Source organism: Paraperibacillus marinus (assembly GCF_046237605.1).
Lineage (GTDB): Bacteria > Bacillota > Bacilli > Bacillales > DSM-1321 > Paraperibacillus > Paraperibacillus marinus.
The window spans coordinates 713,627-740,143 of the sequence record NZ_CP143542.1 but is presented as its reverse complement, the minus strand read 5'-3'; the positions used below and the strand labels follow the sequence as shown (position 1 = coordinate 740,143).

The 26,517-nt window shown below is 47.7% G+C and carries 24 protein-coding genes and 1 pseudogene; 6 read left to right on the top strand and 19 right to left on the bottom strand.

The window, feature by feature from the left end:
• Positions 1–175 precede the first annotated feature (175 nt).
• A complete protein-coding gene (locus V1498_RS03775; protein ID WP_409296977.1) occupies positions 176–1,315 on the top strand; it encodes a zinc-dependent alcohol dehydrogenase in 1,140 nt (379 codons plus the stop codon).
• 42 nt (positions 1,316–1,357) lie between these two features.
• Here the strand turns inward: V1498_RS03775 and V1498_RS03770 are convergent, their stop codons facing one another.
• Both V1498_RS03770 and V1498_RS03765 read right to left on the bottom strand, forming a co-directional pair.
• Positions 1,358–1,720 (bottom strand): acyl-CoA thioesterase, encoded by a 363-nt coding sequence (locus tag V1498_RS03770; protein WP_409296976.1) that lies wholly within the window; start codon positions 1,718–1,720, stop codon positions 1,358–1,360.
• A 5-nt stretch (positions 1,721–1,725) separates the two neighbouring features.
• On the bottom strand, positions 1,726–2,919 hold the full coding sequence (locus V1498_RS03765) for an iron-containing alcohol dehydrogenase (RefSeq protein WP_409296975.1): 1,194 nt from the start codon (positions 2,917–2,919) through the stop codon (positions 1,726–1,728).
• 90 nt (positions 2,920–3,009) lie between these two features.
• On the opposite strand from V1498_RS03765, the gene V1498_RS03760 reads away from it, so the two are divergent.
• Entirely contained in the window at positions 3,010–3,534 is a 525-nt protein-coding gene (locus tag V1498_RS03760) for a D-glycero-alpha-D-manno-heptose-1,7-bisphosphate 7-phosphatase (RefSeq protein WP_409296974.1), read from the top strand.
• Between the two features lie 63 nt (positions 3,535–3,597).
• Here the strand turns inward: V1498_RS03760 and V1498_RS03755 are convergent, their stop codons facing one another.
• A complete protein-coding gene (locus V1498_RS03755; RefSeq protein WP_409299123.1) occupies positions 3,598–3,666 on the bottom strand; it encodes a hypothetical protein in 69 nt (22 codons plus the stop codon).
• A gap of 35 nt (positions 3,667–3,701) precedes the next feature.
• Entirely contained in the window at positions 3,702–5,213 is a 1,512-nt protein-coding gene (locus tag V1498_RS03750) for a sodium-dependent transporter (protein WP_409296973.1), read from the bottom strand.
• Between the two features lie 315 nt (positions 5,214–5,528).
• Between V1498_RS03750 and V1498_RS03745 the strand changes: the two genes are divergently transcribed.
• Together V1498_RS03745 and V1498_RS03740 are read left to right on the top strand one after the other, a co-directional pair.
• Positions 5,529–5,957 carry an NUDIX hydrolase gene (locus tag V1498_RS03745; protein WP_409296972.1) on the top strand — a complete coding sequence of 143 codons (429 nt, stop codon included), beginning with the start codon at positions 5,529–5,531 and terminating at the stop codon, positions 5,955–5,957.
• Between the two features lie 110 nt (positions 5,958–6,067).
• On the top strand, positions 6,068–6,211 hold the full coding sequence (locus V1498_RS03740) for a hypothetical protein (protein WP_409296971.1): 144 nt from the start codon (positions 6,068–6,070) through the stop codon (positions 6,209–6,211).
• Between the two features lie 36 nt (positions 6,212–6,247).
• On the opposite strand, the gene V1498_RS03735 is transcribed toward V1498_RS03740, so the two are convergent.
• The 5 genes from V1498_RS03735 to V1498_RS03715 all read right to left on the bottom strand — a co-directional run bounded on the left by V1498_RS03735 (position 6,248) and on the right by V1498_RS03715 (position 13,344).
• Complete coding sequence (locus V1498_RS03735; protein WP_409296970.1) at positions 6,248–6,682, bottom strand: hypothetical protein; 435 nt, start codon at positions 6,680–6,682, stop codon at positions 6,248–6,250.
• 100 nt (positions 6,683–6,782) lie between these two features.
• Positions 6,783–6,908: a hypothetical protein gene (locus V1498_RS03730; RefSeq protein WP_409296969.1), complete on the bottom strand. Its 126-nt coding sequence runs from the start codon at positions 6,906–6,908 to the stop codon at positions 6,783–6,785.
• Between the two features lie 149 nt (positions 6,909–7,057).
• Positions 7,058–8,245 carry a methionine gamma-lyase gene (gene megL, locus V1498_RS03725; protein WP_409296968.1) on the bottom strand — a complete coding sequence of 396 codons (1,188 nt, stop codon included), beginning with the start codon at positions 8,243–8,245 and terminating at the stop codon, positions 7,058–7,060.
• A gap of 157 nt (positions 8,246–8,402) precedes the next feature.
• Positions 8,403–9,563: a DEAD/DEAH box helicase gene (locus V1498_RS03720; protein ID WP_409296967.1), complete on the bottom strand. Its 1,161-nt coding sequence runs from the start codon at positions 9,561–9,563 to the stop codon at positions 8,403–8,405.
• A 610-nt stretch (positions 9,564–10,173) separates the two neighbouring features.
• A complete protein-coding gene (locus V1498_RS03715) occupies positions 10,174–13,344 on the bottom strand; it encodes an efflux RND transporter permease subunit (protein WP_409296966.1) in 3,171 nt (1,056 codons plus the stop codon).
• Positions 13,345–13,499: 155 nt separating this feature from the next.
• Between V1498_RS03715 and V1498_RS03710 the strand changes: the two genes are divergently transcribed.
• Positions 13,500–14,357, top strand: coding sequence for a TetR/AcrR family transcriptional regulator (locus V1498_RS03710; RefSeq protein WP_409296965.1), 858 nt, complete (start codon positions 13,500–13,502; stop codon positions 14,355–14,357).
• 82 nt (positions 14,358–14,439) lie between these two features.
• On the opposite strand, the gene putP is transcribed toward V1498_RS03710, so the two are convergent.
• Complete coding sequence (gene putP, locus V1498_RS03705; RefSeq protein WP_409296964.1) at positions 14,440–15,906, bottom strand: sodium/proline symporter PutP; 1,467 nt, start codon at positions 15,904–15,906, stop codon at positions 14,440–14,442.
• 222 nt (positions 15,907–16,128) lie between these two features.
• Between putP and V1498_RS03700 the strand changes: the two genes are divergently transcribed.
• Positions 16,129–17,430, top strand: a complete 1,302-nt coding sequence (locus tag V1498_RS03700; protein WP_409296963.1) for an NCS2 family permease — start codon at positions 16,129–16,131, stop codon at positions 17,428–17,430.
• A 232-nt stretch (positions 17,431–17,662) separates the two neighbouring features.
• On the opposite strand, the gene V1498_RS03695 is transcribed toward V1498_RS03700, so the two are convergent.
• The 9 genes and pseudogenes from V1498_RS03695 to V1498_RS03655 form a co-directional block, all read right to left on the bottom strand.
• Positions 17,663–17,866, bottom strand: a complete 204-nt coding sequence (locus tag V1498_RS03695) for a YbdD/YjiX family protein (protein ID WP_409296962.1) — start codon at positions 17,864–17,866, stop codon at positions 17,663–17,665.
• Positions 17,856–19,937, bottom strand: a complete 2,082-nt coding sequence (locus tag V1498_RS03690; RefSeq protein ID WP_409296961.1) for a carbon starvation CstA family protein — start codon at positions 19,935–19,937, stop codon at positions 17,856–17,858. The genes V1498_RS03695 and V1498_RS03690 overlap by 11 nt, the downstream gene beginning before the upstream one ends.
• 183 nt (positions 19,938–20,120) lie before the next feature.
• Positions 20,121–21,053: a pseudouridine-5'-phosphate glycosidase gene (locus V1498_RS03685; protein WP_409296960.1), complete on the bottom strand. Its 933-nt coding sequence runs from the start codon at positions 21,051–21,053 to the stop codon at positions 20,121–20,123.
• On the bottom strand, positions 21,050–22,078 hold the full coding sequence (locus V1498_RS03680; RefSeq protein WP_409296959.1) for a carbohydrate kinase family protein: 1,029 nt from the start codon (positions 22,076–22,078) through the stop codon (positions 21,050–21,052). Before V1498_RS03680 ends, V1498_RS03685 begins: the two co-directional genes overlap by 4 nt.
• Positions 22,079–22,332: 254 nt before the next feature.
• On the bottom strand, positions 22,333–23,112 hold the full coding sequence (locus V1498_RS03675) for an SDR family oxidoreductase (RefSeq protein WP_409296958.1): 780 nt from the start codon (positions 23,110–23,112) through the stop codon (positions 22,333–22,335).
• An 844-nt stretch (positions 23,113–23,956) separates the two neighbouring features.
• Positions 23,957–24,388: pseudogene (locus V1498_RS03670) on the bottom strand (general stress protein); the annotation flags it as partial.
• Positions 24,389–24,555: 167 nt separating this feature from the next.
• A complete protein-coding gene (locus V1498_RS03665) occupies positions 24,556–24,978 on the bottom strand; it encodes a phage holin family protein (protein ID WP_409296957.1) in 423 nt (140 codons plus the stop codon).
• A 256-nt stretch (positions 24,979–25,234) separates the two neighbouring features.
• On the bottom strand, positions 25,235–25,603 hold the full coding sequence (locus V1498_RS03660) for an ArpU family phage packaging/lysis transcriptional regulator (RefSeq protein WP_409296956.1): 369 nt from the start codon (positions 25,601–25,603) through the stop codon (positions 25,235–25,237).
• Positions 25,604–25,740: 137 nt separating this feature from the next.
• The gene (locus V1498_RS03655) at positions 25,741–26,466 is read right to left on the bottom strand and encodes a C39 family peptidase (RefSeq protein ID WP_409296955.1); all 726 of its coding nucleotides are present in this window, start codon (positions 26,464–26,466) and stop codon (positions 25,741–25,743) included.
• Positions 26,467–26,517: the final 51 nt, after the last annotated feature.

Genomic DNA, 26,517 nt, shown 5'->3' with positions numbered 1-26,517 from the left:
TATTTTCTTTAGTGTATCACCCCTTTTTTAAGGAGGATAAACTGCGCTCCGTTTGAAAAACTAACTGTGCTGACTAAATTTCATATCCACGATTCAAAAGATATGGAATTATTGCTTTTAATTAAAGGATTAAGGGTATAAGTCCAGTATTCTGATTATTTTAAGGAGGTTGTTTATGAAGGCAGTAACGTTTCAAGGACCTAAAAATATGCAGGTGAAACAAGTACCGGATCCAACCATCCAAAACAACGATGACATTATCGTAAGAATTACGTCCACCGCAATCTGCGGCTCGGATCTTCACATTTATGTCGGAGCACTGCCGACCCAGAAGGATTATGTAGTCGGCCATGAGCCAATGGGAATCGTGGAAGAGGTCGGACCGGAAGTCACCAAAGTGAAAAAGGGAGACAGAGTTGTCCTTCCATTCAACGTGTCCTGCGGCCACTGCTTTTTCTGTGAGCATGATATGGAAAGCCAGTGCGATAATTCAAACCCGAATCCAGCGCTCGATACAGGCGGATACTTCGGTTTCACAGAAAGATACGGAGATTATCAGGGCGGCCAGGCAGAACTTCTCCGAGTTCCTTATGGCAACTTCATGCCTTTTGTCATTCCTGAGTCATGTGAGCTGGAGGATGAGGCATTATTATTCATGTCTGATGTATTGCCGACCGCTTACTGGAGCGTTGAGAATTCCGGAGTAAAAAAAGGTGACACGGTCATTGTCCTCGGCTGCGGTCCAGTCGGACTGATGGCGCAGAAGTTCGCCTGGATGAAGGGTGCCAAGCGGGTCATCGCTGTAGATCAGACTGAATACCGCCTGAACCAAGCGAAAACTAAGAACCATGTGGAAACCATCAATTTTGACGAGTATGATGATGCCGGCCTCTACCTTCGCGAAATTACACATGGCGGCGCCGATGTTGTCATTGATTGTGTCGGGATGGACGGCAAAAAAAATGCTTTTGAAGCTGTCGGGCAGAAACTGAAGCTTCAGGGCGGCACCATCAGCCCTATCCAGATCGGCATGAAGGCTGTCAGGAAATTTGGGACCATGCAGCTGACGGGTGTATATGGCTCCATGTATAATATGTTCCCGCTTGGCAATATTTTCGAGCGTAACATATCCATGAAAATGGGACAGGCGCCTGTTATCCACCTAATGCCGATGCTGTTTGACAAAATCATGAACGCAGAGTTCGATCCAACGGAAATCATTACCCACCGTGTGCCGATCGATGAAGCAAGCCAGGCTTATAAGGTCTTCCATGATCATGCTGATGAGTGCATCAAAGTTGTACTGAAGCCATAGTGACGTTCAGGGAACGGCCGCCAAAGCCCCGTTCCCTGTTCTTTATGACCGTGTTTCCCGGGAGTGGATGTGAACCGCAAGCTCTGTCCTTATATTCTCAGGAATCCGCTTCGCCTTTTTATTTTTATTATCATAATTCACATAAGCCGCCTCTGCCGTGACACAGATTCTGCCGCCCTGATGGATTTCTTCATACAGGATCAGGCTTGAAGTCCCAATCTTCTTGACCCATGTGTACACGTCCACAGGCTGCCCGAAAAATAATTGATCTTTAAAGTCAATATTCATGTTGACAATGATCATTTTCCAATTCCTAAACCCTGCATCAGGCAGGATGGTTGTATTATTGATATGCCCCACTCCGTCCGTTTCTGAAACTCTGGGCTCTATGACCGTATGAAACATCCTGCTCAACCTCCCAGCCGATTTTTTTCCATATTTAGACTTCCCCTTAAAGCAGAGCGATATATCCCAGCTGCCGCTTCAATCGTAAAGGGTTTTGGACTCCGCGACAGCAGGCGGGTCTGTTTCATTCCATTATGAGCCAAACGTTCAATATCCCCGTCATTTATGCCGTAATGGGAGAGGGAGGAGGGAAGCCCTGTATCCTCCACCAGGGATTTAAGCTCTCTCACAGCCAATAAGGCAAGCTCCCGGTCGCTGCGGTTTCCCCTTTCAATGCCAAGCTCTGCTGCCAGCCGGGCCATTTTCTTTAAAGAGGAAGGCCAGATGTATTCCATCACATAAGGCAGCAAAACGGCATTGGATTCACCATGTGGAATCTTGAAGAGCCCCCCGAGAGGATAGGCAAGGGCATGCACCCCTGCCACTCCAGCGTTGAAAAAACTGAGGCCCGCCATCATGCTTCCAAGCGCCATCTCTCTTCTCGCCTGTTTATTCCCTCCCTGCCATACCGCCGTCCTGATATTTCCGTGTATTTTTCTCACTGCCTCAAGCGCAAGTGCATCAGTAAGATCGTCCCCCTGTATGGAAAGATAGGCTTCAATTGCATGAGTCAGGGCATCCATCCCGCTTGCGGCTGTCATCTTAGGGGGCAGCGTGCAGGTCAGCTCGGAATCAATGAGTGCTGTATCTGCAAGAAGATACGGGTGGCTTATAACATCTTTTGTATCCTGGAGTGAAAACACGGCGATATCAGTCACTTCTGAACCCGTACCCGCCGTAGTCGGTACCAGTATCTTCGGAAGCCCGGGGCTCTCCAGCTTCTTTGTGTCCGATAAGTTCAGATAGTCCCCGGCAAACCCAACATTTGCGGCCAGTACAGCTGCGGCCTTTGCCAGATCAAGGCAGCTGCCGCCGCCAATCCCGACCACCAGGTCTGCTCCAGAACTCCGGACAGCCTCAATCGCTCTATTTCCGTCCTGAAGTCCCGGCTCTGCCTGTATATGAGGAAATATCGTATACCTGATGTTATATGACTCCAAAGCTTCCACAGCCCTCGCAATCACTCCAAGCTTTAAAAGAACCGGATCGGCAAAAATAACAGCATGTTCAGCACCATGCTTTTGGGCAATTGAACCCAGCTGTGCCAGAGATCCTTCACCGCTGATTATTTCTTTTGGCGAGATAAAGGCAGAAACCATATTCAAGCTCCTTCCTGCGGGTTTAGTTTTTTAACTCCTGTTTGTCCCCTTCCCTGTAGGGAATACTTTTTCTTGAAGGAGGGGTTTTATGTGGAGAAAGCCGTATTTTTAGATCGTGACGGCGTTATAAATGAAGTACTGACAAAGCGCGTAAAGTTTGTGAATAATCCCAGCCAGCTTTTTCTGCTGGAAGGGGCGGCAGAAGCGATTGCCCGTTTCAGCAGCGAAGGGTACAAGGTCTTCATCGTGACCAACCAGGGCGGGGTCGGCCTGGGATATCTGAAGGAAAAAGCGCTGGTAAAAATTCATGATCAGTTAAAAAAGATACTTGCTGAACAAGGCGGGGTAATTACGGATATTTCCTATTGTGCCCACCGGCCGGATGCTGGCTGTGAATGCAGGAAACCGGGAGCGGGCATGCTGCTTGATCTGGCAGATCGTTATGATATCGACCTTGCCGGCAGTGTGATGGCGGGTGATCATGAGCGTGATATCCAGGCTGGGATAAAGGCCGGCTGCAAGACGGTTTTTATCGGTAAAGAGCCCACAGAGGCAGACGCCAGTGCGCCCTCGCTTAAAGAAGCAGTGAATATCATCCTGCAGCTGCTGGCTTAAAACAAAACAATAGCCTAACGCCAGGAAGAATCCCTGGCCATAGGCTATTGCAGCTTTATTACATCATGCTTTTTTAGACTTCCTCACAACATTGGCTATACTAGCGACAAGGCCTCCCCAAATCAAAACCATACCTATAATCATCATTACAATTGCACTTGTTGACATTAGACTGAGACCTCCTCATCTTCTTCCACATGCTTAGTGTTTTTCTTCCACTTCAGCGCCATGAATACAAAACCGGCGGCAAGGGCGGCTACAGCCACTGCCCAGCCTGAGTAAATGATGAAGCTTGTAGGATAATCCTCATAATTATTCTTGAAGTTGCTGATAAAGTTTTGGATGGTCATATAGCCGAGAACCAGTGGCGTAATTACTCCCAGGCAGACCTTCCACCAGGCACCGATAATGATATCGGACATGCTGTTAGCATGGGCCTGAAGGTTTTTCAGTTCTCTGGCGACCCAGGCAACCAAAATGATTTCTACAAGTCCCGCGATAACGATCCCAAACTGGTTAATAAAGTAATCGGCAGCGTCAAGGAAATACAGCCCGCTTTTTGTTGCAAACAAGATTGAAATGACAGCGGCCAGCCCGCCGCCTACTGCTACCGATTTAGTACGTGAAACATTAAATTTATCCTGTACCCCTGCAACGAAAGTCTCTACAATGGAAATCAATGAAGTCAAGCCGGCCAGGGTCAGGCAGGCAAAGAACGCAAACCCAAGGATGCCGTTGAAAGCCGGGAATTCACTGATAATCTTAGGGAACACAGTGAATGCCAGTCCTACTCCGCTTGAAACCACCTTATCGACTGGCACTCCCTGCTGCTGTGCCATGAAACCAAGGGCAGCAAAGACGCCGATCCCTGCCAGCAGCTCGAATCCGGAGTTAGCAAACCCCGTGATGAACGCATTATTTGAGATATCCGTCTTCTTTGGCAGATAGCTTGAATAGGTAATCATGATCGCAAACCCGACCGATAGGCTGAAGAATATCTGGCCGTAGGCTGCCACCCAGACTTTCGGATTGGCAATCTCACCCCAGTCCGGCTTGAAGAAGGCATCAAGCCCGGCAGCCGCCCCGTCAAGTGTAAGCGCCCTGACTACAATGATCAGGAATAATACAACAAGCGTCGGAATCATTACCTTATTGGCAACCTCGATTCCCTTCTTGATCCCTTTCAGCAGGATCCCCAAAGTAACGATCCAGACCAGGATGATGGGGATTAGCACTCCCGGTACAATTCCGCCGATGTCACCAGGTGTTTCGGCAAGCTTCAGGTATTTCCCAAAGAAAAATCCAGCCGGATCGTCTCCCCAATTCTGCTTGAATGAAAATACAGCAAATGACATGGCCCAGGCGATAATAGCTGCATAATATGTAGCAATAACGAAAGAAATCGCAACCTGCCACCAGCCGAGCCATTCAGAATTCTTCCTGAAACGGGCAAATGCGAGCGGTGAAGATCCCCGATATTTGTGCCCGATTGTAAATTCCATGATTAAAATGGGAATTCCTGCTGTCAGAAGGGCAAATAAATATGGAATAAAGAATGCCCCTCCCCCATTATCGTATGCTACTGCAGGAAATCTCCAAATGTTTCCCAGGCCAATTGCCGACCCGATGGCTGCCATGATGAATCCGGCCCTCGTTCCCCATTGTGGACGATTATCCATTCTCCTCACTCCTGACCTCTTTAAAAAATTAAAGATTTTTTATTTTCAGATAATTATTATTTCAGTACACATTATAAAGGACAATGCTCCTGTAAGTCAATCTTCTTAAAAAAACCTAAAAATCAACGGCAACAAGGATATGAAGATAAGTGAATATTTATGCTGTCAAGAAAATGATTATTCAAATATAGTAAATTTAAAATAAGTACATAAAGGCCAGCACAACTTGACCGATCGCTCCCAAAAACACTGCGGAAAGTACAACCCTAAATCTTTCACCCGATTAAAATCTTATAAGTGGGAAGGAGGTATAAAGTGAAAATCAAATTTTATAGTATGGGATCAGTGAATGAACAAATGTTAAAATTTGCAGTGATAAGTGCTTTTCATAAGGCACAATGGGTGTATGTCAGACATCACAGCCGGCAATCCTGGGAAATTCCCGGCGGCCGCAGGGAAACCGGTGAAAAAATTGAAGAAATTGCACGAAGAGAATTGTTTGAAGAAACCGGGTCCAGAATAATGGTTCTGTCGCCAATCTGCGATTATTCATTGGAGAACTCTTTGGAAAAGGTTTATGGAAGACTATATTTTGCGAACATAGTTGAAATGGGTCCATTACCTGCTTCAGAAATTGAAGAAGTAAAACTATTTAACAGTCCTCCAGATTACCTGACCTATCCAGAAATTCAGCCAAAGCTATTTGAGAAAACCCTCGCTTTTATGACCGGCAGCAAAGTTTGAGCATAATACAAACATGAGTTTTCTACTCGCACCCCATGCATGGAAAAGAACTTTACAAGAGCAGGAACAAACACAATAAGGCGGTGGAGCGGAGTAAGGAGCAGGCAGGAATGCCAGCAGGATTAATGATGTTAACACTAGTTATTGGAAGCCTAAAACCAGAAAAAAAGGCCTTAACAGCCCCTTTGAAAAATTCGCCGCTGGGATTTACCGCTTTTTTTCTTCTGTGGAAGGATGGATGGCAAAACCGCTGATGGACTCTCTCAGCACATCTCTAAAAACAAATTTTGTTATAAATCGGAAAGATCATCATTGAAGAACTGAATTACCCGCTTTGTAAAGACCGGGAAAATACCGGTCAGGCCAGGAAGCACTTCCCTTGCCTCGGTGAATTTATAATAACGATTGCTCCGGAGTGCCGTATCGAACAGCCATTCAACTTCTCTTGGTGTATCTATCCCTTCCGGAGGGATAACTGCCTGGCTCCTGTACTTTACCTGGACATTGACGATGATGTTTCCGAGTTCTTTTTGAGGATTTAAGATGGCGGCAAGTGCTTCTGCCTTTCTGCGGCCCTGTACTTTGACAGGAATCAGATATACACCTTCTGATACCTCTTGTATATCACCCACATCTACCAGTGGGTCTCTTCCTACAGAGTATTTCAATTCATTAAAGTACATAAACTGAGGCGGGCTGAGCTGTGGAAAATTCGCTGAATCCATGAGTTTCCTTCTTTCTTGTTTAGAGCATTATATAAAACAGGCACTTCTTCCGGAACGAAAAAAAAGCGGTCTCTATATAAAATGAGACCGCCGCACAAGCCTACTTGTCTTCTTCGAGGGTCCTAGGCTTTTCTGTGGCAGCAGGAGTAAGCGCATTCTCCTTCGGATCTGTAAAATAAGTGCCTAATTCCTGTTTCAGCCCTTCCTCAGATTTTTCCTCATACATGCCAGCACCTCCTCCATTTTATTGGGAGAGATTTACCGCATTCCCATATATAGTTGTTATACCTTTTTTACGGCAGCATAAACTAATGCAACTATATTTTTCGGAAAATTCCATAAATTAAAGACCATCCACGCAGGGAGGCTCTGCCTTTATAAAAGTGAATTCAGTCCCTGCTGCAGATCCTCCCAGACGTCTTCCCAAGATTCAAGTCCTAATGAGAGGCGGAGCATCTGCTCGGTGATCCCCATTGCTTCTCTTTCAGCTGCAGGGATGACGGCATGCGTCATAGAGGCCGGATGCTGGATCAGCGTTTCGGCATCTCCCAGGCTGACAGCTATTTTAACCAGCTTCAGTGAATTCAGGAAGGCTTGCGCGTCCTGCTTTCCACCCTTGATTTCGAACGAAATTAGGCCGCCTCCAGCCTTCATCTGTTTTTTCATTACCGAATGATCGTCGTGTGCCGGGTCGCCAGGATAATAAACCTTCTCAATCATCGGATGACTTTTAAGCTTTTCATTAATTTTAGCCGCGTTCTCCGTATGACGGTCCATTCGGACAGGCAATGTTTTAAGGCCTCTCAGAAGCAGCCAGGCATCAAAAGGCGACATGATGCCGCCGATATCCTTCAATGTGGTTTTGGCGACCATCCTGATGAACTCGCTGCTTCCGGCAGCAAGTCCTGCTACAACATCGCCATGGCCGCAGATATATTTTGTGGCACTATGGATCACTACATCGCATCCCCATTTCAAAGGCTGCTGCAGATACGGTGAGCAGAAGGTATTATCCACAATGACCAGGATGCCATGTTTTTTAGCGACTTTTGCCACCATCTCCAAATCTACCATTCTCATGGTTGGATTGATGGGTGTTTCCACATAGATACAGACCGTTTCAGGGCGGATCAGGCTTGCAATGGCCTCCTCCGTTACCATGGAGGAAAAATCATGGGTGATTCCGTATTTTTCTTCCATCATCTCAAGAAGGCCGAAGGTACATCCATATAACCCCTGCGAACACACAATATGATCGCCCTGTTTAGTCACCGCAAGCAAAACTGCCGATACAGCAGCCATTCCAGAGCCAAAAGCGAGCCCTTCTTCCGCCCCTTCAAGAACCGCTATCGTCTCCTCAAGGGCCCTGACTGTCGGGTTTCCAAGCCTGCTGTAAATATAGCCGTCCTCCCTGCCTGCAAACCGGTTCTCACCCTGCTCAGCACTATCGAAGGTGAAGGTCGATGTCTGGAAAATAGGCACAGATAGGCTTCCTAAATGGTTTCTTGAATCATAGCCTGCATGGATGACCTCGGTCTCCATATTATTGAATCTCTTTTTCATATAGTCCCCCCTAATTACCAAGCTTACTAACTATCATCATTGTATGATGAACCGGAACATAATGTAAGCGTTTTCTTTTGAGTGGAATATAGTCGGAATTATTTGAAAACATCTCCTAAAAAAAGGAACCTCTTGTTAGAGGCTCCCTGGTACACAATCATCTTTTGGAACTTGTTTTCGGAGGCTTTCCATCAACCACCTGGCCCTTATAAAAGGTTTTCAGTGTCATTTCAAGCTCAAGGTCGCGGGCAAGCCTCTTCAAGTCACGTTCTTCAGCTGACGAAATGATGGAGTATACTGTACCCTCCGCTCCCGATCTTCCCGTCCTCCCTGAACGGTGGATATACTGCTCCTTCGTTTTCGGAAGATCATAATGAATGACATGGGTGAGCCCTTTTACGTCGAGCCCTCTCGCTGCAACTTCGGTAGCAAGGAGCAGGTTATAATCCCCAGTGCGCAGTCCCTTAATGGCTGCCTCCCTGTCCCTCTTATTGGAATCTCCATGCAGGACGGCATGCGGAATGCGGTCATAGCTGAGCTTTTCCGATAAGACACTCAGATTTCCGATGTCCTTCACAAATGCGAGCCCCTTCAAGCCTTCAATCCGGCTGATTCTCTCAAGGACTTTAATTTTATCCCTCGGATCTGCGGTGAAATACGAATGCTCCACCTTCGAGGGGATATTTTCTTCCCGCTTCACTTCAATCAGCTCAGGCTCTGTCATCAATGCCCTGGCCATCTCTTCCGTCTGGCTTGGCAGAGTCGCAGAGAACAGGACAACCTGACGATCCTTCAGGGTACTTTTTACAATGTCCTGTATTGTCCTGATGTGTTCCGGTACCAGGAGCTGATCGCCTTCATCAAGCACAATCAGTTTAACTTCATGCATTTTCATCTTTTTCATCTTAATCAGTTCATTTATACGGCCTGGCGTCCCGGCCACAATCTGCGGACGCTTCTTCAGCTTTTCCAGCTGCCTTTTCATATTGGCGCCGCCAATGAACGAAGCTCCTGAAATCTTGCTGCCTTTCGACCATTTCTGTATCTCTTCATTAATCTGCATAACCAGCTCATGAGATGACGCCAGGATCAAAGCCTGTATAGCCCCGTTTTCCTCATTAATGGCCTGCAGGGCCGGCAGCAGATAGGCCAGGGTCTTCCCTGTTCCTGTCGGCGATCCTGCAATAACATCCTTCCCTGCAAGGATGGCTGGTATGGCCTTTTCCTGGATGGTTGTCGGCTCCTTAAAGCCTGCAGACTGCCAATTTTCCTGGAGCGCCGGCTTAAGTTCAGTAAAAAAATTCTCGTTTTGTGTCATCGAAATCTCCTTCAGATGTGTTTATAGACATATAGTATCATAAGGTTCCCGTTATAATAAAAGGAAATCCCCAAAAGCGGCTTTACTTTGAAGAGCAGCCGCCCATTCTTTCTGTTATTTGAGAGCCCCCCTGAACGGCAGCTTATCTGCCAAACTTCCTCATTAGAATTAATATCCCCACACTTTGCTCTAGCTATAATCATCATGGGCCATTTCTTAGGCACGAGTGGTCAGCGTTCCTGGTATGGTTAGCGATATTTCTGCTGCAGGCTTTACGGGGGTCTGGGCATCATGGATCCTTACGGGTGGGGGGCTGGCGGAGCGGTCATGGAAGGATCTTTAGGAACTAAATGAGCTCTGAATCCTGTAAAAGTGGTCTTAAAAAAAATCCTTATGACTTAAATGAACTTCTGATCCTGGATAAGTGGTCTTAAAAGAATCTTTATGACCTAAATAAGCTCCGCTGCCAGGAGAATCGGTCATAAAAATATTCGCACCCCGCCATTACCTGAAGCCAATTAAAAGTCCATATAACCAATCCAGAAATTGATGAAAAGAATTCAAATGAAACCCCGCACCTATCTAAAAAGTGCGGGGTTTCTTTCAACTCTTATGCAGCTTTGCGCCGCTTTCTGTTTTTAATCCTGCTTAGGGCTTCATATACGATTGGTACGATGACCAGGGTCAGCAGGGTAGAGCTTGTGAGTCCGCCGATGACGGTAACACCGAGACCTTTCGAGATGATCCCGCTGCCTTCTGCTCCGATGGCAAGCGGAATAAGGGCGCCGATTGTGGCAATGGCTGTCATCAGGATGGGACGGAGACGGATGGTGCCCGCTTCAAGCAGTGCTTCCCTTGTGTTCATTCCGTCTTTTTCATTATGAATGACCCGGTCAATCAAGACGATGGCATTGGTTACAACGATGCCGATCAGCATTAAGGCTCCGATCATGGCAGACACGCTCAGGGTTTCACCAGCAATCAACAGGCCGAGAAGTCCGCCGATGATGGTGAATGGCAGGGAGAACAGGATGGCAAAAGGAGCCAGCCCGCCGCCAAATGTAATAACCATTACAAGATAGACAATCGCGATGGCTGCAAGCATCGCAAGCCCAAGCTGCTTGAAGGATTCATTGATATCCTCTGAAACTCCGCCCATATCGACATCTATGCTCGATGGCAGATCCAGTTTATCTACCTTCTTTTGAAGGTCGGAAGAAGCCTTTGCAGCATTGTCTGTCTTCAGTTCACCGCTTACTTCGACAAATATTTTGCCGTCGCGCCTGCTTACTGTATTGGCAGTCTCTCCTTCTTTAACCTTCACCACATCCTTGATTGGCACTTCTATGCCAAGCGGTGAAGTGATCGTTTTATTTGTCAGGTCGGAAATGTCTTTAAATGATTCCTTTTCGGCCTGAATATAGACATTTAGCTCTTCTCCGTCTTTTACGATTTGAGTCAGGACCGGCCGCTCTCTTTCAGGGCTCAGCTCCATGCCGATCTGGCTGGCAGTCAGGCCGAGGGAGCTCAATTTTTTCTGGTCGGCTGTGAAGGTATATTCTTCATAGGTCTCTGAAAGGCTTGAGTCCACGTTTTTGAAGTTGTCATCCTTCTTCATGATATCCTGGATATCCTTGATGACCGGCTCGATTTCTTTAACGCTGTTTCCGTAAACATACATGCTGACTTCATTGCTTGCACCGCTTGAGCTGAAGTTTTGCGAGAGCCACTCGCCATTTTTTGTAGACTTCTGCAGCTCTTTAATGACTTTTTCTTTTTCCTTTTCAAAGTCAGGTGTGTCATCTTCATACAGCACATAGAAAATGGCGCTGTTGCTGTCACCCGGGTTCATCGGGTTTTCGCTTCCAAGGGAAAGCTGTGTGGTCTTGACACCTTTCCGGTCCAGTAACAGTTTTTCAGCACGTTCAGCCACATCCCCAGCCTGTTCCTTTGTGACACCAGGGTCTGGTTTATAGGTTGCAATCATCATCTTTTCTTCCTCAGATGAAAGGAAGCTCACACCGATGACCGGAATCAGGAACAGACTTCCAGCAAGCATCAGGATGGCGATTATTGAAGTGATGATTTTATGGTTCAGCGTCCAGCTGAGCAGGCGCTTATAGAAGCTTGCAAGCCTGCCTGGTCCATTCTCATGCTTTGCTTTGACACCATTCTTGAACAGGGTGTGCGCGAGCATCGGAACAACGGTGATCGCGACTAGCAGGGATGCAGAAAGGGCAAACACGATCGTTAACGCAAACGGAAGGAATAGTTCTCCAATCATCCCTGTTACGAGGCCGAGCGGCAGGAATACCGCAATGGTCACGATGGTGGATGAGAGAATTGGCTTGAACATTTCTTTGGTGGCTTCCCTTATTAGGTCTCCGCCTCTTAGCTGCTCTCCTTCAAGCGTCATTCTTCGGTAAATATTTTCTATAACAACAATGGAATCATCCACTACCCGTCCGATGGCGACTGTCATGGCACCAAGCGTCATCATGTTCAGGGTGATATCCATCTGTTTCAAGAGGAGTATGGCAATCAATAGGGACAGCGGAATCGAAATGACCGATATCAGGGTCGATTTAAAATCCCTTAAGAACAGCATAATGATGATCATGGCAAAGACTGCACCGAATAACGCTTTATTCAGCATCGTGGAAACGGATTCCTCGATCGGCTCTGCCTGGTCAAATGTATACACAGTGTCCAGTCCTTTTATATCCTTCTCAAAATCCTTCATTTTATCTTTGACGTCATTTGCGACATCCACTGTGTTGGCGTCAGCCGATTTGACGATGGAAATCCCAATGGCTTCCTTTCCGTTTGTGCGGGAAATGGACTCGGCCTTGCCAGTTTCTTCAATTTTAGCTATCTCTGAAAGCTTAACTGTCGGTATTTGGGGCGATGCACCTGCTGGGGGCTGCATTTTCGGAGATGCTGACCCTCCGGTCACCTGTCCTGTGCCGGCACCCGGATTCTGGCTCTCCGGCTGCTGCCCTGTTCCCTGCTGGCCGGCAGCAGAACCTGCCCCGCCGCCGGTTACTGGAATCTCGATGTTCTTCAAGTCTTCAAGAGTGGTAATATTGCCATCCACCTTGACAGATTTTTGTGTATTCTTAAACGTATATAAACCTAAAGGAATGTTTACGTCCGATCCCTTTACTATGTTTTTGACTGTTTCCTCATCAAGTCCAAGCTCCTGCATTTTATCTTCATCAAACTGCAGGCTTACCTCGTCCACCTGCTGGCCTGAGATCTGCACGGAAGAGACGCCGTCGATTCCTTCAAGTGCCGGCGCGATTTCATCCTCTACTGTTTTGGTAAGAACAGCAAGGGATTGGCCTTCACTTGCTGTACTGAGCGTCAGGATGGGAAAAGCATTGAAGCTGAGCTTAGAAACCTTGGGATCCTGTGTTCCTTCAGGAAAAGCAAGTCCGGATAAGGCTTCATCCACTTCCTTTTTGGCATCATCCATATTGGTTTTATACGTATATTCAATTTGGACAGATGATGCATTTTCAAAGGAAGTCGAACTGACCACCTTGACACCGCTCATGCTCTGGACCGCCTGCTCTATCGGCTTTGAAACTTTATCCCCGACTTCCTGCGGCGTGGCACCCGGATACACAGTAGTAATGCTCAGGACCGGTGTGCTGATATTTGGTATGGTCTCAAGCTTCATGTTGAGTCCTGAATACAGGCCGGCTGCGACCACAATGATTGTCATCAGCCATACAGCCATTTTATTCTTAAGTGTAAAATTAATAATACTGTTCATTTCATCCTCCATTTTTAAATTTGAATAAGCTGTTGACCAATCGGTCATAATATCCAATAATATAACTGACCGGTCATTAATAGTCAATAAGACCCGGGGCTTATTCACAAAACGTTAATAATCTTTTCCCACATCAAATCTGGACGGTGAAGAAGTTGAAGGAAAAAGAAAGAATAATCATGGATTCCGCCATCAGGCTCTTTGCAGCAAAAGGCTTTGACTCCACTTCTATACAAGAAATCGCAAACACAGCAGGAATTTCAAAAGGCGCCTTCTACCTTCATTTTAAGTCGAAGGAAGGACTGCTCCTCGAAATCTTCAAATATAATTATGAAAAAATAAAGATCAAGATAGATAACTTGAAGAGGCTGGATCTCCCGGCAAGGGAATTATTTGTTGAGCATCTTGTCTGCCAGTTTGAAGCATTCCTGGAGCAGAAGGACTTCATCATCATGCAGACGAGGGAGCATGCGATTCCCTTCAACGAATCCATTGGTTCTACCATTAAAAAAATGAGGGCCGGGGCTGCTGAAAATATAAGGTCCTCGGTCTGTGCGGTGTATGGAAGCAGGATAGACAGATATGCATGGGATCTTACCCTGCTGATTCAGGGAATGATTCATTCTTATTTCGAGCTTCTGCTTTTCATGGGCTTGAAGCTGGATCTGCATGAACTGGCGCGGTATATACTCAGGAGGACAGATGATCTGGCAGAGGGCCTGATGGGAGCAGACGAGGCACCGCTATTCAAACCGGATGTCCTCCAGGAGCTATCCAAATTCCACTTTCCGGCTGCACAGATTGGGCGGGAGGATTTAATCGGGGCCATCCGTTCTGCCCGCGAGGATTTTAAAGAATCCGAGGATATCCTCATCTCCCTGGACGTCATTGAGTCTGAAATACAGCAGAAAACGCCAAGGATGCCTGTCATTACAGGTATGCTGTCAAACTTAAACAAAGAAAAAGAATTGGCCTCCCTGATTAGGAAAATCAAGGGATATTATTCTCTATAAAAACAACTATGGATTTTCTACCCGCAGATACGCTCTTTTCCACAAAAAACCCTGTCATGCAGCCATGACAGGGTTTTCGATATTAATACTTCAGCCTTTTGACCGCTTCGTCAAATTCAGACTCGATTGCTTTTTCCGGCTTGGAAGTTAATAAGCTGACAAGGATAATTGCCACACCGCATGCAATGAATCCAGGTATCAGTTCATACACTTTTTCCAGTGATTCAATGAGTTCCCAAATGATGACAGTAGCCGTTCCGGTGAGCATGCCGGCTAGCGCCCCCCATTTCGTCATCCTCTTCCAATACAGGCTGAGGAGTATCACCGGTCCAAAAGCTGCGCCAAATCCTGCCCAGGCATACCCGACCAGATCAAGGAGCGTGTCGCTCGGATTAATCGCAAGGAGGATGGCGATCAGGGCAATGCCCAGCACCGAAAGCCTGCCGACCAGCACCAGTTCCCGGTCTGTCGCTTTTCTCCTGAGGAATGACTTATAAAAGTCTTCGGTCAGCGCGCTCGAGGTAACAAGCAGCTGTGATGAAATAGTGCTCATGATGGCTGCCAGGATGGCTGCCAGGAAGAAACCTGTAAGAAGAGACGGAAACAGCTGCTCGGAAAGCACGATGAACACCGTTTCTGAATTTCTAAGCGTTTCATTATTGATCGAGAAATAGGCAATCCCGAGCAGGCCGGTGAACATGGCGCCCACAATGGAAAAGATCATCCAGCCCATTCCGATCCTTCTAGCTCTCTTCATTTCCTTGATAGAAGAGATAGCCATGAATCGGACAATGATATGAGGCTGGCCAAAGTAGCCAAGTCCCCAGGCAAGAAGTGAAATGATGCCGATTGGAGTCGCTCCTTTAAATACGGAAAGAAGGGTCGGGTCAATGCTTTCTATTTCTGAAAACGTTGTACCGAAGCCTCCAAGGTTGACGAGGACAACAACCGGTACAATGATCAAGGCAATGAACATAATCGTCCCCTGGACAAAGTCAGTCCAGCTGACAGCCAGAAAGCCGCCAAATAATGTGTAGCATACAACAACAGCTGCTGTCAGCCACAGGCCGATATTATAATCCATATTAAATGCGGTCTTGAATAATTCTCCTCCTGCAACCATTCCGGAAGATGAATAAAAGGTAAAAAAGACTAAAATAACGAGTGCCGAGACGACACGAAGAATTCGGGCACCGTCCTTGAAGCGGTTTTCCAAAAAGTCCGGGATGGTTATAGAATCATTTGCCACCTCCGTATAAGTCCGGAGCCTTGGGGCCACAAAGAGCCAGTTCAGGTAGGCACCCGCGGTCAGCCCGACAACGATCCAGCCGCTGCTGATACCGCTTACATACATCGCTCCCGGCAGTCCCATCAAGAGCCAGCCGCTCATGTCCGACGCTCCGGCACTCAGGGCTGTAACTGCCGGCCCCAAATCGCGGCCGCCCAGCATATAATCTGTCAGATTGGCAGTTCGCCTGTACGCGTAATAGCCGATCAGCAGCATCCCCGCCATGTAAATAACAATAGAAATAATGACTCCGTAATCCATAAAATCCCCCTTTTGTTATATCAATATTTTATTTCAATATACCAACCCTTCTTTAAGGATACCAATTATAAAAGGTTTTGTTAATTCATATAATTTTGGAAATTCAATTTGAAAACGCTCCCTGACAGCGTTCAGGATGATATGCTTTGAATTGGCTCTTGTCAAATGGTAGTCTATGTAAGGAGATTTTTTATCCTAACCTTATAAATAGGAGAGTTCATCATGTTTGACTTAAAAAAACATCAGACCTCTGTTAAAACAGAGTTTGTCGCGGGCCTGACTACCTTCTTTACCATGGCTTACATTATCGTCGTAAATCCGCTCATCCTGTCTGACGTGGGCGTGCCTTTTGAACAAGGCTTCACAGCCACCGTCATTGCAACGATCATCGGCACCCTGTTCATGGCACTGGCAGCAAATTACCCTATTGCCGTAGCACCCGCAATGGGAACTAATGTCTATTTTGCTTATACTGTGATCCAGGCTGACAGCGGCATTGGATACCACGAAGCGTTTTCAGCTTTATTCGTGACAGGAATTCTGTTCCTGCTGCTTTCATTTACCAGGCTGCGTTCACTCCTGATTGAAGTGATACCTGAGAACCTTAAGCATGCGATCACCTCAGGTATCGGCTTGTTCATTGCTTTCATCGGCCTGCGCCTTACCGGGATCATTAAAGCTCATCCAACCAATCTCGTGGGGCTTGGCGACCTTCACTCGCCTGGGGTTGTACTTGCCCTGTTAGGGCTTGCGGTAACGCTGGTTCTTATGACCATGAATGTACCTGGCGCCCTTTTTATCGGCATTGTCCTGACAGGCATTATTGCAAGTCTTACCGGACAGCTCGAATTCAATAAGGGCATCGTTTCTGTACCATCTCTTCCTGACGGCCTGATTGCCTATAATCCGGCCAGCGCCATTTCGGATGTGATCGAACATAGTTTATATCCTGCCATTTTTTCCATCATCCTTGTGACAATGTTTGACACCACCGGCACCGTGCTTGGAGTGAGCAAGCAGGCCGGCCTGATGAAGGGGGATAAACTTCCGCGCGCAGGGCGGACCCTAATAGCGGATGCAGTCGGAACACTTGGCGGCTCCATGTTCGGGACCACCCCGACTTCTGCTTACATTGAATCGGCATCAGGCGTCGCTGCTGGCGGGCGCACCGGCTTGACGACCATATTCGTAGCCCTTCTTTTTGGGGTGGCTGCTTTCTTTGGCCCGTTAGTCAGTGCCGTGTCCGGAATTTCAGCCATCACCGCCCCCGCCCTTGTCATTGTGGGCGCACTCATGCTGAGCAATGTACGGTATATCACCTGGGACGATTTTGATGAAGCTTTCCCGGCATTCATCGTCATCCTGACCATGCCGCTCACTTCAAGCATCGCGACCGGTATTGCCTTTGGTTTTATATCTTATCCATTGATGAAGATAGCCAAAGGGAAATGGAAGAGCGTCCATCCGCTGGTTTATATTTTTGCCGTTCTTTTCGTCATCCAGCTCTTGTTTTTCCCGCATTAATGCAAATGAAAAGCTGTCCTTTCGAGCGCAATGCTCCGGACAGCTTTTTTCTGTGGAAAAGGTATTGATCTGGCCAGGAGGCTTCCTGCAGCCAGGTGTGAACATCATGGCAATCCTGCTGTGCCTTGCTCCACTCCACCGCTTATTGTGTTTGTTCCTGCTCCTGTCCAGTTCTTTTTTCGTGCACGCACCTGCGACAGAAAACTCATCTTAGTTTTTATTCCGAGGATGCCTAGCAGCATCTCGATACTCTGCCGCCCTTGGCATTATACCTGGCCTCCTGGGCTTCACAGAAAAATTCTTTCCTGGTCTGAATTTCCTCAGCCGGATGATGCTCCTTCATATGCTCCACGTATTTCTCATAACTCGGGACTCCTACAAGCAGGCTGATGAACTGTTTTCTATGCTTTAAGGCAGAATATAATTTATCCAGCATACTGCTTCTTATCCCCCTCATCATTTCTTAAAACATATGGTTCTTCATGCAGCGTGACAGTCTTGCCGGTAAGGACGTTCACCCATATCCTGATGGCAGAGATGAGAACCGCTATAACAACAATCATGAAGACCGCACATAATGCCGCATCCACATAATCATTCATCAGAACCTGCCTCATCTGCTCCTCAGTGGCAGCCGGTGCCCTGACCGAACCGGCATCCAGATCCGCCTTGAACACCTTTGCATGTGAAAGGAACCCTATTTTCGGATCACTGTGGAAAAGCTTTTGCCAGCCGGCCGTCATCGTGACGATCAGGAGCCAGGTGGTCGGGATCAGTGTAATCCAGACATATGCCTTTTTCCCCATCTTGAAAAGGATGGTCGTGCCGAGAAGGAGGGCGATTCCCGCCAGCATCTGATTCGCTATCCCAAACAGCGGCCACAGGGTATTGATGCCTCCAAGCGGATCGATGACTCCCTGATAGAGGAAATAGCCCCAGCCCGCCACACAGATCGTCGTCGCGAGAATATTGGCAAAAAGGGATTCAGTTTTTGCGAGCGGCTTATACACATGTCCGAGCAGGTCCTGGATCATGAATCTGCCCACCCTCGTCCCTGCATCGATGGTTGTCAGAATGAATAAAGCTTCGAATAAAATAGCGAAGTGATACCAGAATGCCATGAGCGCTTTGCCGCCGATGACATTGGAAAACAAATAGGCCATGCCGATGGCAAGCGTCGGTGCACCGCCTGTCCTTGAAATGATGCTTTCTTCCCCAACATCATCAGCCAGTGTAGTCAGGTCGCCCTGCGTAATGGTAAAGCCCCATTCAGTGACTGTCTTGGCCGCACTGGCAGCATCCACGCCGATTGCAGCAGCCGGGCTATTGATGGCAAAATAGATGCCTGGAGTCAAAACACAGGCTGCAATCATGGCCATTACGGCAACGAATGATTCTGTAAGCATGGCCCCGTAGCCGATCGGCCGGGCATGTGATTCCCGTTCCATCATTTTTGGCGTTGTCCCTGAGGCCACTAGAGCATGGAATCCCGAAACAGCACCGCACGCGATCGTAATGAATAAAAATGGGAAGAGATTCCCTGCAAAAACCGGACCTGTTCCGTCCACAAACTTCGTAACCGCAGGCATCTGAAGCTCAGGAGCGGCAATTAATATGCCGACGGCAAGGCCCGCTATCGTCCCGATTTTCAGGAAAGTACTTAAATAATCCCGTGGTGCAAGCAGCATCCATACCGGCAGGACGGAAGCGATGAAGCCATAGGCGATCATCATGAGTGCAATCGTCTCTCCCTTGAAAGAAAACATGGCACTGAGTGTTTCATGCTCCGCCACATACTGCCCCCCGTATAAGGACAGAATCAGGAGAACAATTCCGATAATCGAGCCTTCCCCTACTCTTCCCGGACGGATATAGCGCATATAGATTCCCATGAAAATCGCTATCGGAATGGTTGCGGCTATCGTGAACATTCCCCACGGACTGCCGATCAGCGCCTTGACCACAACAAGCGCCAGGACCGCAAGCAGGATAATCATGATTCCAAGGATACCCACCATGGAGATAAATCCTGTTACCGGTCCTATCTCTTCTTTTATCATCTCACCCAGCGATTTCCCTTTTCGGCGCATGCTGCCAAAAAGAATGACAAAATCCTGGACAGCACCTGCCAGCACTACCCCGGCAATGATCCAGATCGTTCCCGGCAGATAGCCCATCTGGGCGGCAAGGATCGGTCCGACCAGCGGCCCCGCACCTGCAATTGCTGCAAAGTGGTGGCCAAACAGCACCCATTTATTTGTCGGCACATAATCCTTGCCATCGTTGTGAATTTCAGCCGGTGTCTTCCTGCTGTCATCCAGATCAAACACCTTTCTTGCTATGTATCTGCTGTAGAAACGATAGGCTACAGCGTATGTGGAGACAGCCGCCACCAGCAGCCATATCGCATTGATTGTCTCCCCTTGATTCAAGGCAAGCATCCCAAAGCCTGCAGCACCCAGAGCTGAAACCAGACCCCAGATCACTATTGATTTAAGCGCTTTCAAAAATATTCCCCCTTCTCAATCTTTCTATCATCTATTATACTAATAATTCAGAATATTGGTATAATAGTTTATGAGGATTTTACAAGATTTTGCATGGGTAATTAGTTCCCAGAGCAGAAATAATTAATTCAGCCGCAAAAAAAGGAGGCGCCTGAAATAGCATGGCGCCTCCGCTTATATTTCTCATGATGACAAAAAAACCGTTTCTTGTCTGCTGTAAGCCGCGGCAATCCTGGCAGCGGTCTCTGCATTGTGCTTTACTAGCGCAATGTTTGTTTCAAGGCTGCGGCCTTCCGTAATCTGCTTGATCCGAGCAAGCAGAAACGGGGTTATTTCTTTGCCGCGCACTTCTTTTTCCCCTGCCTCCTGCAAGGCTGATAGAATAACAGCTTCAATCTCTTCCCTTGGCATTGCGTGTTCTGCGGGAACAGGGTTTGCAATCACCGCGCCTCCCTTAAGGTTCAGGTCCCACTTAGTGAAGAGCATGGCAGCACAAGCTTCCGGGCTGTCCAACGGATAATCCACATTATATCCGCTCTCCCTGGAATAAAAGGACGGAAACTCAGCCGTTTTATAGCCCAGCACCGGCACTCCTTCTGTTTCCAGATATTCAAGCGTTCTGCCGATATCCAGAATCGATTTCACTCCCGCACAGATAACAGCCACATCGGTCTGTGAGAGCTCAGTCAGGTCTGCTGATATATCCATTGTATTTTCGCCTTCTCTATGTACACCGCCAATCCCTCCAGTAGCAAAGAACCGGATGCCGGCCATTTGGGCGGCTATCATGGTTGCCGCCACAGTGGTCGCCCCCATTTTTCCGGAAGCAAGGATATAGGGGAGGTCTCTCCGGCTCACCTTGTGCACATCCGGGCTGCTGCCAAACTCTTCAAGCTCTTCTGCTGTAAGCCCAATTTTAATAAACCCCCCCATAATTCCAATGGTGGCTGGCACGGCCCCATTCCTCCGGATAATCTCTTCTACCTCGGAGGCTGTCTGGACGTTCTGTGGATATGGCATTCCGTGGGAAATGATTGTGGATTCAAGGGCGACGACCGGCAGACCTTTATCTAAAGCATTCCGGACTTCATCGGAAAAAGACAGATATTTGTTCATTTTACATTCTCCTTCATGATTGCTGATATATGGGGAACATCAAACTGCGGGTGGACTGACAGATTGGACTGCAGGGCAAGCGCAGCTGCTGCCGATCCAATCCTGCATGCATGCCTGAACGCCTCTCCCTCAGAAAGTCCGTAAAGGAAGCCTGCCGTAAAGGCATCGCCTGCCCCGGTCACATCCAATACCTCTACAGGAAATGCGGGCAGATGGAATGTGCTTTCTCCATCTGCCCCATAAACTCCGTCCTTCCCCAGGGTGATCACTACCTGTTTAACACCGCTCTCCTGAATGAGCGCACTCGCTTTCCTGCAGTCGCTCAGAGACTCAATTTTCATACCGGACAATATCTCTGCTTCTTCCCTGTTCGGCAGGATGCAATGGATGCCGTTCAGCATGGGCAGCAGTCTTTTTGCTTTTGGGACTGAAACAGGATCCACATAGACCGGTATCCCCTCCATCACGCACCGCTGGATCGTATAAAACAGGCTTGCCTCCGGAAGATTGGTGTCAATCACCACAAAGTCCGCCGTTTCTATCAGGGGCCACACCTCCATTAAATAAGTCACTGATAACTGTTCATAAATTTCCATGTCGGCCATGGAAATGACCATTTCTCCATCTGTGTTCAGAAGAGCGGTATAAGTACCTGTTCGATCCCGGCTCCTGAGTACGGAGTCAATATTCACTCCATGCCGGGCACTGTTTTCAAGGATCCAATCTCCTTCTTTATCACGGCCGACACAGCTGAGCAGCGATACATCCACGCCCAGCCTTGCCAGATTTTCACTTATGTTCCTCACCACCCCGCCGCACATTTCGGACGTGGTGACTGGATTTGATGTTTCAAAGTGCACTTCATCCTTGCAGACGGCTTTCCTGTCTACGTGCGCACCGCCTATGCAGACAATCCGGCCGCCTGTCTTACCGCCTCGTCCGCTAATGTCCTTCCTTCCAACTAAAAGAGAATCACCTTGACCTGCTGTTATTCCCGGTTCCTGCCTGCTGAATCCCTTATTCATTCCGCACCCTCTTTTTTAACATATTAGATAAATTTTACCACAAAAAAGCTATTGGGGAATCCAAAAATGTAGAATAATCTGCATTTTCCGACAAGCATGGTACAAAGGTCTTTTTTGAAGGATTGTTATTTAAGAAGGTCTAAGAGGAGAAATTACTTAACAAGCTGATTGAATGGAAATCAGCTTTCTTGTTCATCAGCCCGCAATGTTTGCGAAAACAGCCCTTCGCAAAAAAACCGGCATACGCCAGTTTTTTAAAGCAGGGATTCTGCCCCATCTATATAAATTTTTGTACCTGTGATATGAGAGGATTGATCAGATGCCAGGAAGTATACAAGGTCAGCAACCTGTTCAGCACTGCCGGAACCCTGCTCTAGCGGCTGGCTTCCTTCAGGGTACTCTATCGGGATGCTTACTTCTTCAAGCGCTTCGTCCTTAAAGGTATTCTGTTCGATGTTCGTGTCTATGGCACCCGGACAGATTGCGTTCACCCTTATTTTATATCGGGCCAGCTCCAGCGCTGCCATCTTCATGAACGCTGTTTGTCCAGCCTTGGATGTGCTGTAGGCGGAGAAGCCGATATTTTTAAATGTTCTGTTGCCATTGATTGAACTGGTAATGATGATGCTGCCGCCATTTTCCTTCATATGCGGAATGGAATATTTCACAAATAGGAAGGTGCTCCTTAAATTAGTTGTAATGGTCTGGTCCCATTCGTCCGGCTCCATTTCCTCAATGGATGTCACGGCACCGTTTATCCCCGCATTGGCAAAAAGGACATCTATGGTCCCCCATTCACTATTCACTCTGTCAATTGCTTCAGACACTCTTTTAGGATCGGATACATCGACATTCAGTACAAAAGCGGTACCGCCCTTTTCCTCTATCTGTTCTTTGACCTTTTGAGCCCGGTCCTCTTTTATGTCAATGATGCAGACTTTGTACCCTTCTGAAGCCAGCCTCATGGCCGCCGCTGCCCCGATTCCGGAACCGCCTCCAGTCACTACAGCTGTCTTATTCCGATTATTCGCCATCTTGTATCCTCCTAAAATAATTTACTGGTATTTTAGCCTTTTCCCGGATTTTAAAAACCTGTTTTTAGAATTACCCCGCAAAAACTCCATTAAAAAAGGCTGACCGCCTATTGGCGGCCAGCCTTCCATCTATTTCTTAAACAATCGGGTCATCGCTGTCATTGTCGCGGCGGAATGGCCTTCCTTCCTGTCCTGATGCATCATCCGTCACGATTCCATTGTTATCCCGAAAAGATGCAGGTCCCCTGCTGCCGCCCCTGGTGGCATCCACCATCGGATCTCCAGTAAGAAGCGGGTCGCTCGTTTCTTCAATACGGCGCTGGCGGTCCCTGATTTCCCGGTCTTCATCCCAGTCCCTGCCCACGGTCTCATCGCCTGTATCACGCTTCGTTTCATCACGGAAGCCGTCATTTCCTGCAAGATTCAAACCGCCATGTACATTTGTATCATCTGCGGCAGCATTTGCACGTTCACGGAGATTTTCTCCATCTGCCGGTACGGGACGTCCGCCAAACCCTTCATCGTCACTCAGCTTCCGTCCGCTGAAGCTTTCTCCAAAGGATGTCTCTTTGTGTGGATCCACACTGCGGCCATGCTCGTCCGGTTCTTCCAGGATTCCTTCCCGTACGCTGTGCCTGTCAGTGGTATGGCTCGTCAGCTCAGATTCAAGGCCGCCCCGTTCCAGTCCACTGTCACGTCCGCCCCTGATCACTGTCCGGGAATCAGACAGACCCTGTTCCCTGTCCAGGCTTCCCGGCCTGTCTGTATGGCCAATGCCACCGATTACGCCCTGTCTGCCGATTCCTTCACTTTGATCCATTCTTCTTGAACCATCGAAAGCTCCGTCCTTATCGTCGACAAGAACGAGAATTTTCCCTTCTTTAATGTCGGTTTCATATTGTTTTGCTTCATCATCCGGTATACCCATACCGACAAGAGCACCGGCAATGCCGCCTGCGCCTGCGCCTGTTGCAGCACCGGCAATCGTCGCGGCAATCGGCCCTGCCGCAAGGATTGGCCCGATTCCTGGTATGGCAAGGGCACCGACTCCCGCCAGGAATCCAGTCAATCCGCCCAGCACACCTCCGGTAGCGGCCCCTGCAGCTGCTCCTTCGCCTGCTTTTGTTCCTGTTTCATCCGTTATCTCGTGCACATCTTCAGGATCCTTGGCAATGACTGAGATTTCATCTCTTTCATAGCCCTCTGCCTGTAGATCCTCGATGACTTTAATGGCATCATTTCCATGGTCGTATACGCCTACTACTCTCTTATTCATCATCATACCTCCAATAGAAATTTTTGCTTTCACGATATTAGATACCCCGTGGAAGACAAGATAATCCTGCTGGAGGGATTTGTCGATTTATTCCGTTTTCATCCAGTTTTTAAAAAACCGGGACCCGGCTTTGTATAGCGGTTCCCGTTTCTATGCCGCTCTCCATGCTAATCGCCTGGGGGCCCATCCTCATCCTTTTCGCCCAGCAGGTCCATTATTCTGGAAACCGCTGCCGGGGCAGGCAGACCCAGGTTCTTGAGGTTTTCCATTATCGCTATCCCCTCATTGCCGATTAAAAAGACAATGGCCGCTGATCTGATGAATTGCTCTGCATTGCCCATTACAATATCAATCTGGACAGCCGCGATCAGGAGTATCAGAGAAGACATTTTTTTCAGAATGGAGTGTATGGCATTTTTACAGCTTAATTCTTTTTTGCAGATAAGCCAGACGGCCCTCCCTGCCAACTCGCAGCAGACCAGGATAAACCAGGAAAGCAGAAGCTTGTCCATCCCGCCGGCAACATATATTCCAGCTTCCATTAAACAGTCCATGAAACTTTTACAGCTTAGAGACAAACCAAAATACATAAAGCACGCCTCCTTAATTGTCAAAAATAGAACACTTGTTCTATATCCATTTTACAACTATTATTGAAGGCGGCGTGGTGCCTCGTTTATCTTCTTTTTTTCCAGGTTTTGTCCGGAGGGCGGGCAGCCTCTATACACGGGAATTCCTTATAAATTTCAAAAAAGGAAAGCCTGGTTCCTTTCAGCTTTCGATGGTTTTTCACGACAAACCAAAGCAAAGCGGAAGCAAGCCGGCTTTCATCCTCAGCAGAAATCCTTAAATTACCCCCAGTGCTGTGGCGAGTGCTTTCAGTGCCTCCTTCTTCTTCGCATAATATTTAGCCTTTTTTATCCCAAGTTCCAGATATACTTCCAAATCAGTCGGGTCGCACTGGCCCAGGTATTTCTTCTCTATCAGCTCCCTCTCAAGCGGATCGAGCGACTCTTCCAATGCCCGCTGGATCTGCAATACTTTTAAGTAAGAAGTATCACCCGTCTCCCTTACAGAAGGAAACAGATCCACAATGCCGGCGCGCTCCCTCTCTTGAATGTTTTCAAGCTGCACTTTCAGAATCCTGTATTGTTTCAGTTCAGCGATGATCAGCCTGTTCAGTTCTTTTTCATCAAAAAAGTTTTCTCTATTCATTATTCCATCCCTCCCTTCTGCATTTGGTATAACCTGAGTCTTTATTTCTATTTTATTACAAGTTCAAAAACAAAAACAAGAACACTTGTTCCTATATTTTTCTCAAAAAAGAGGCTGTCCCTTTATGGGACAACCCCTTAAGCCTCTATGGTCAATGCCTGGCTGCCCATCTGCTTCCAGGCTTTGATAAAGTTTTCTCTCGGCAGCTTCCTGTTCTTATGGCCATAAGGATCATTGACATAAACATACTGGGGATCATACCCCGTGATCACAACGCTGTGTTCCTTATAAGTTACCTTGATTTTCCCCTGAGGAGTGGACCATTCAATGAAATCATTTACTGGGACAAATTCCGCCGTGGTGATAATCCATACCGGGGAACCGCTTCCCACCTCATTCAACAGCTCGTCAAAATGCTGGCCCGTCAGGTTTCTGACTTTATCGCCAGCATATTTCCTGGCAAGCTTTGTAATGGGTCCTTGATAGACTCCAAGGCCCGGGCCGTCTTCCATATTCCCGACAAAGCCGGCATTCGGATTTCCTTTTTCCCCGTTCTGATAGGTTAGGGGGACCCGTTTAATGGCAGAAGCCAGTTCATTTTTTGTCACATCAATGTCCCTGTAGTTCATCAGCATGGCCAGGCTGGTCACTTCACAGCCATTGTACAGCCTCGGGGTTTCCATCTGGTTCAGCAGGGGAACATCCAGCAGCTGTTTGACTGGTGCTTTAACTGTTTTTGTTGTTTTTCTGCTTTCTGACCCTAAGTTTGAGTCCTGGGCTGTAAAATCGCTAAAATCCTGCAGCGCAGAACAGGAACTGAGGATTGCCAGTGAAGCAAGGGCTGCTATCAGTTTTACTCTCATATACTTGGCTGCTCCTTTAATGTGCTCTGAGTAATTCTATCGTAACACAAT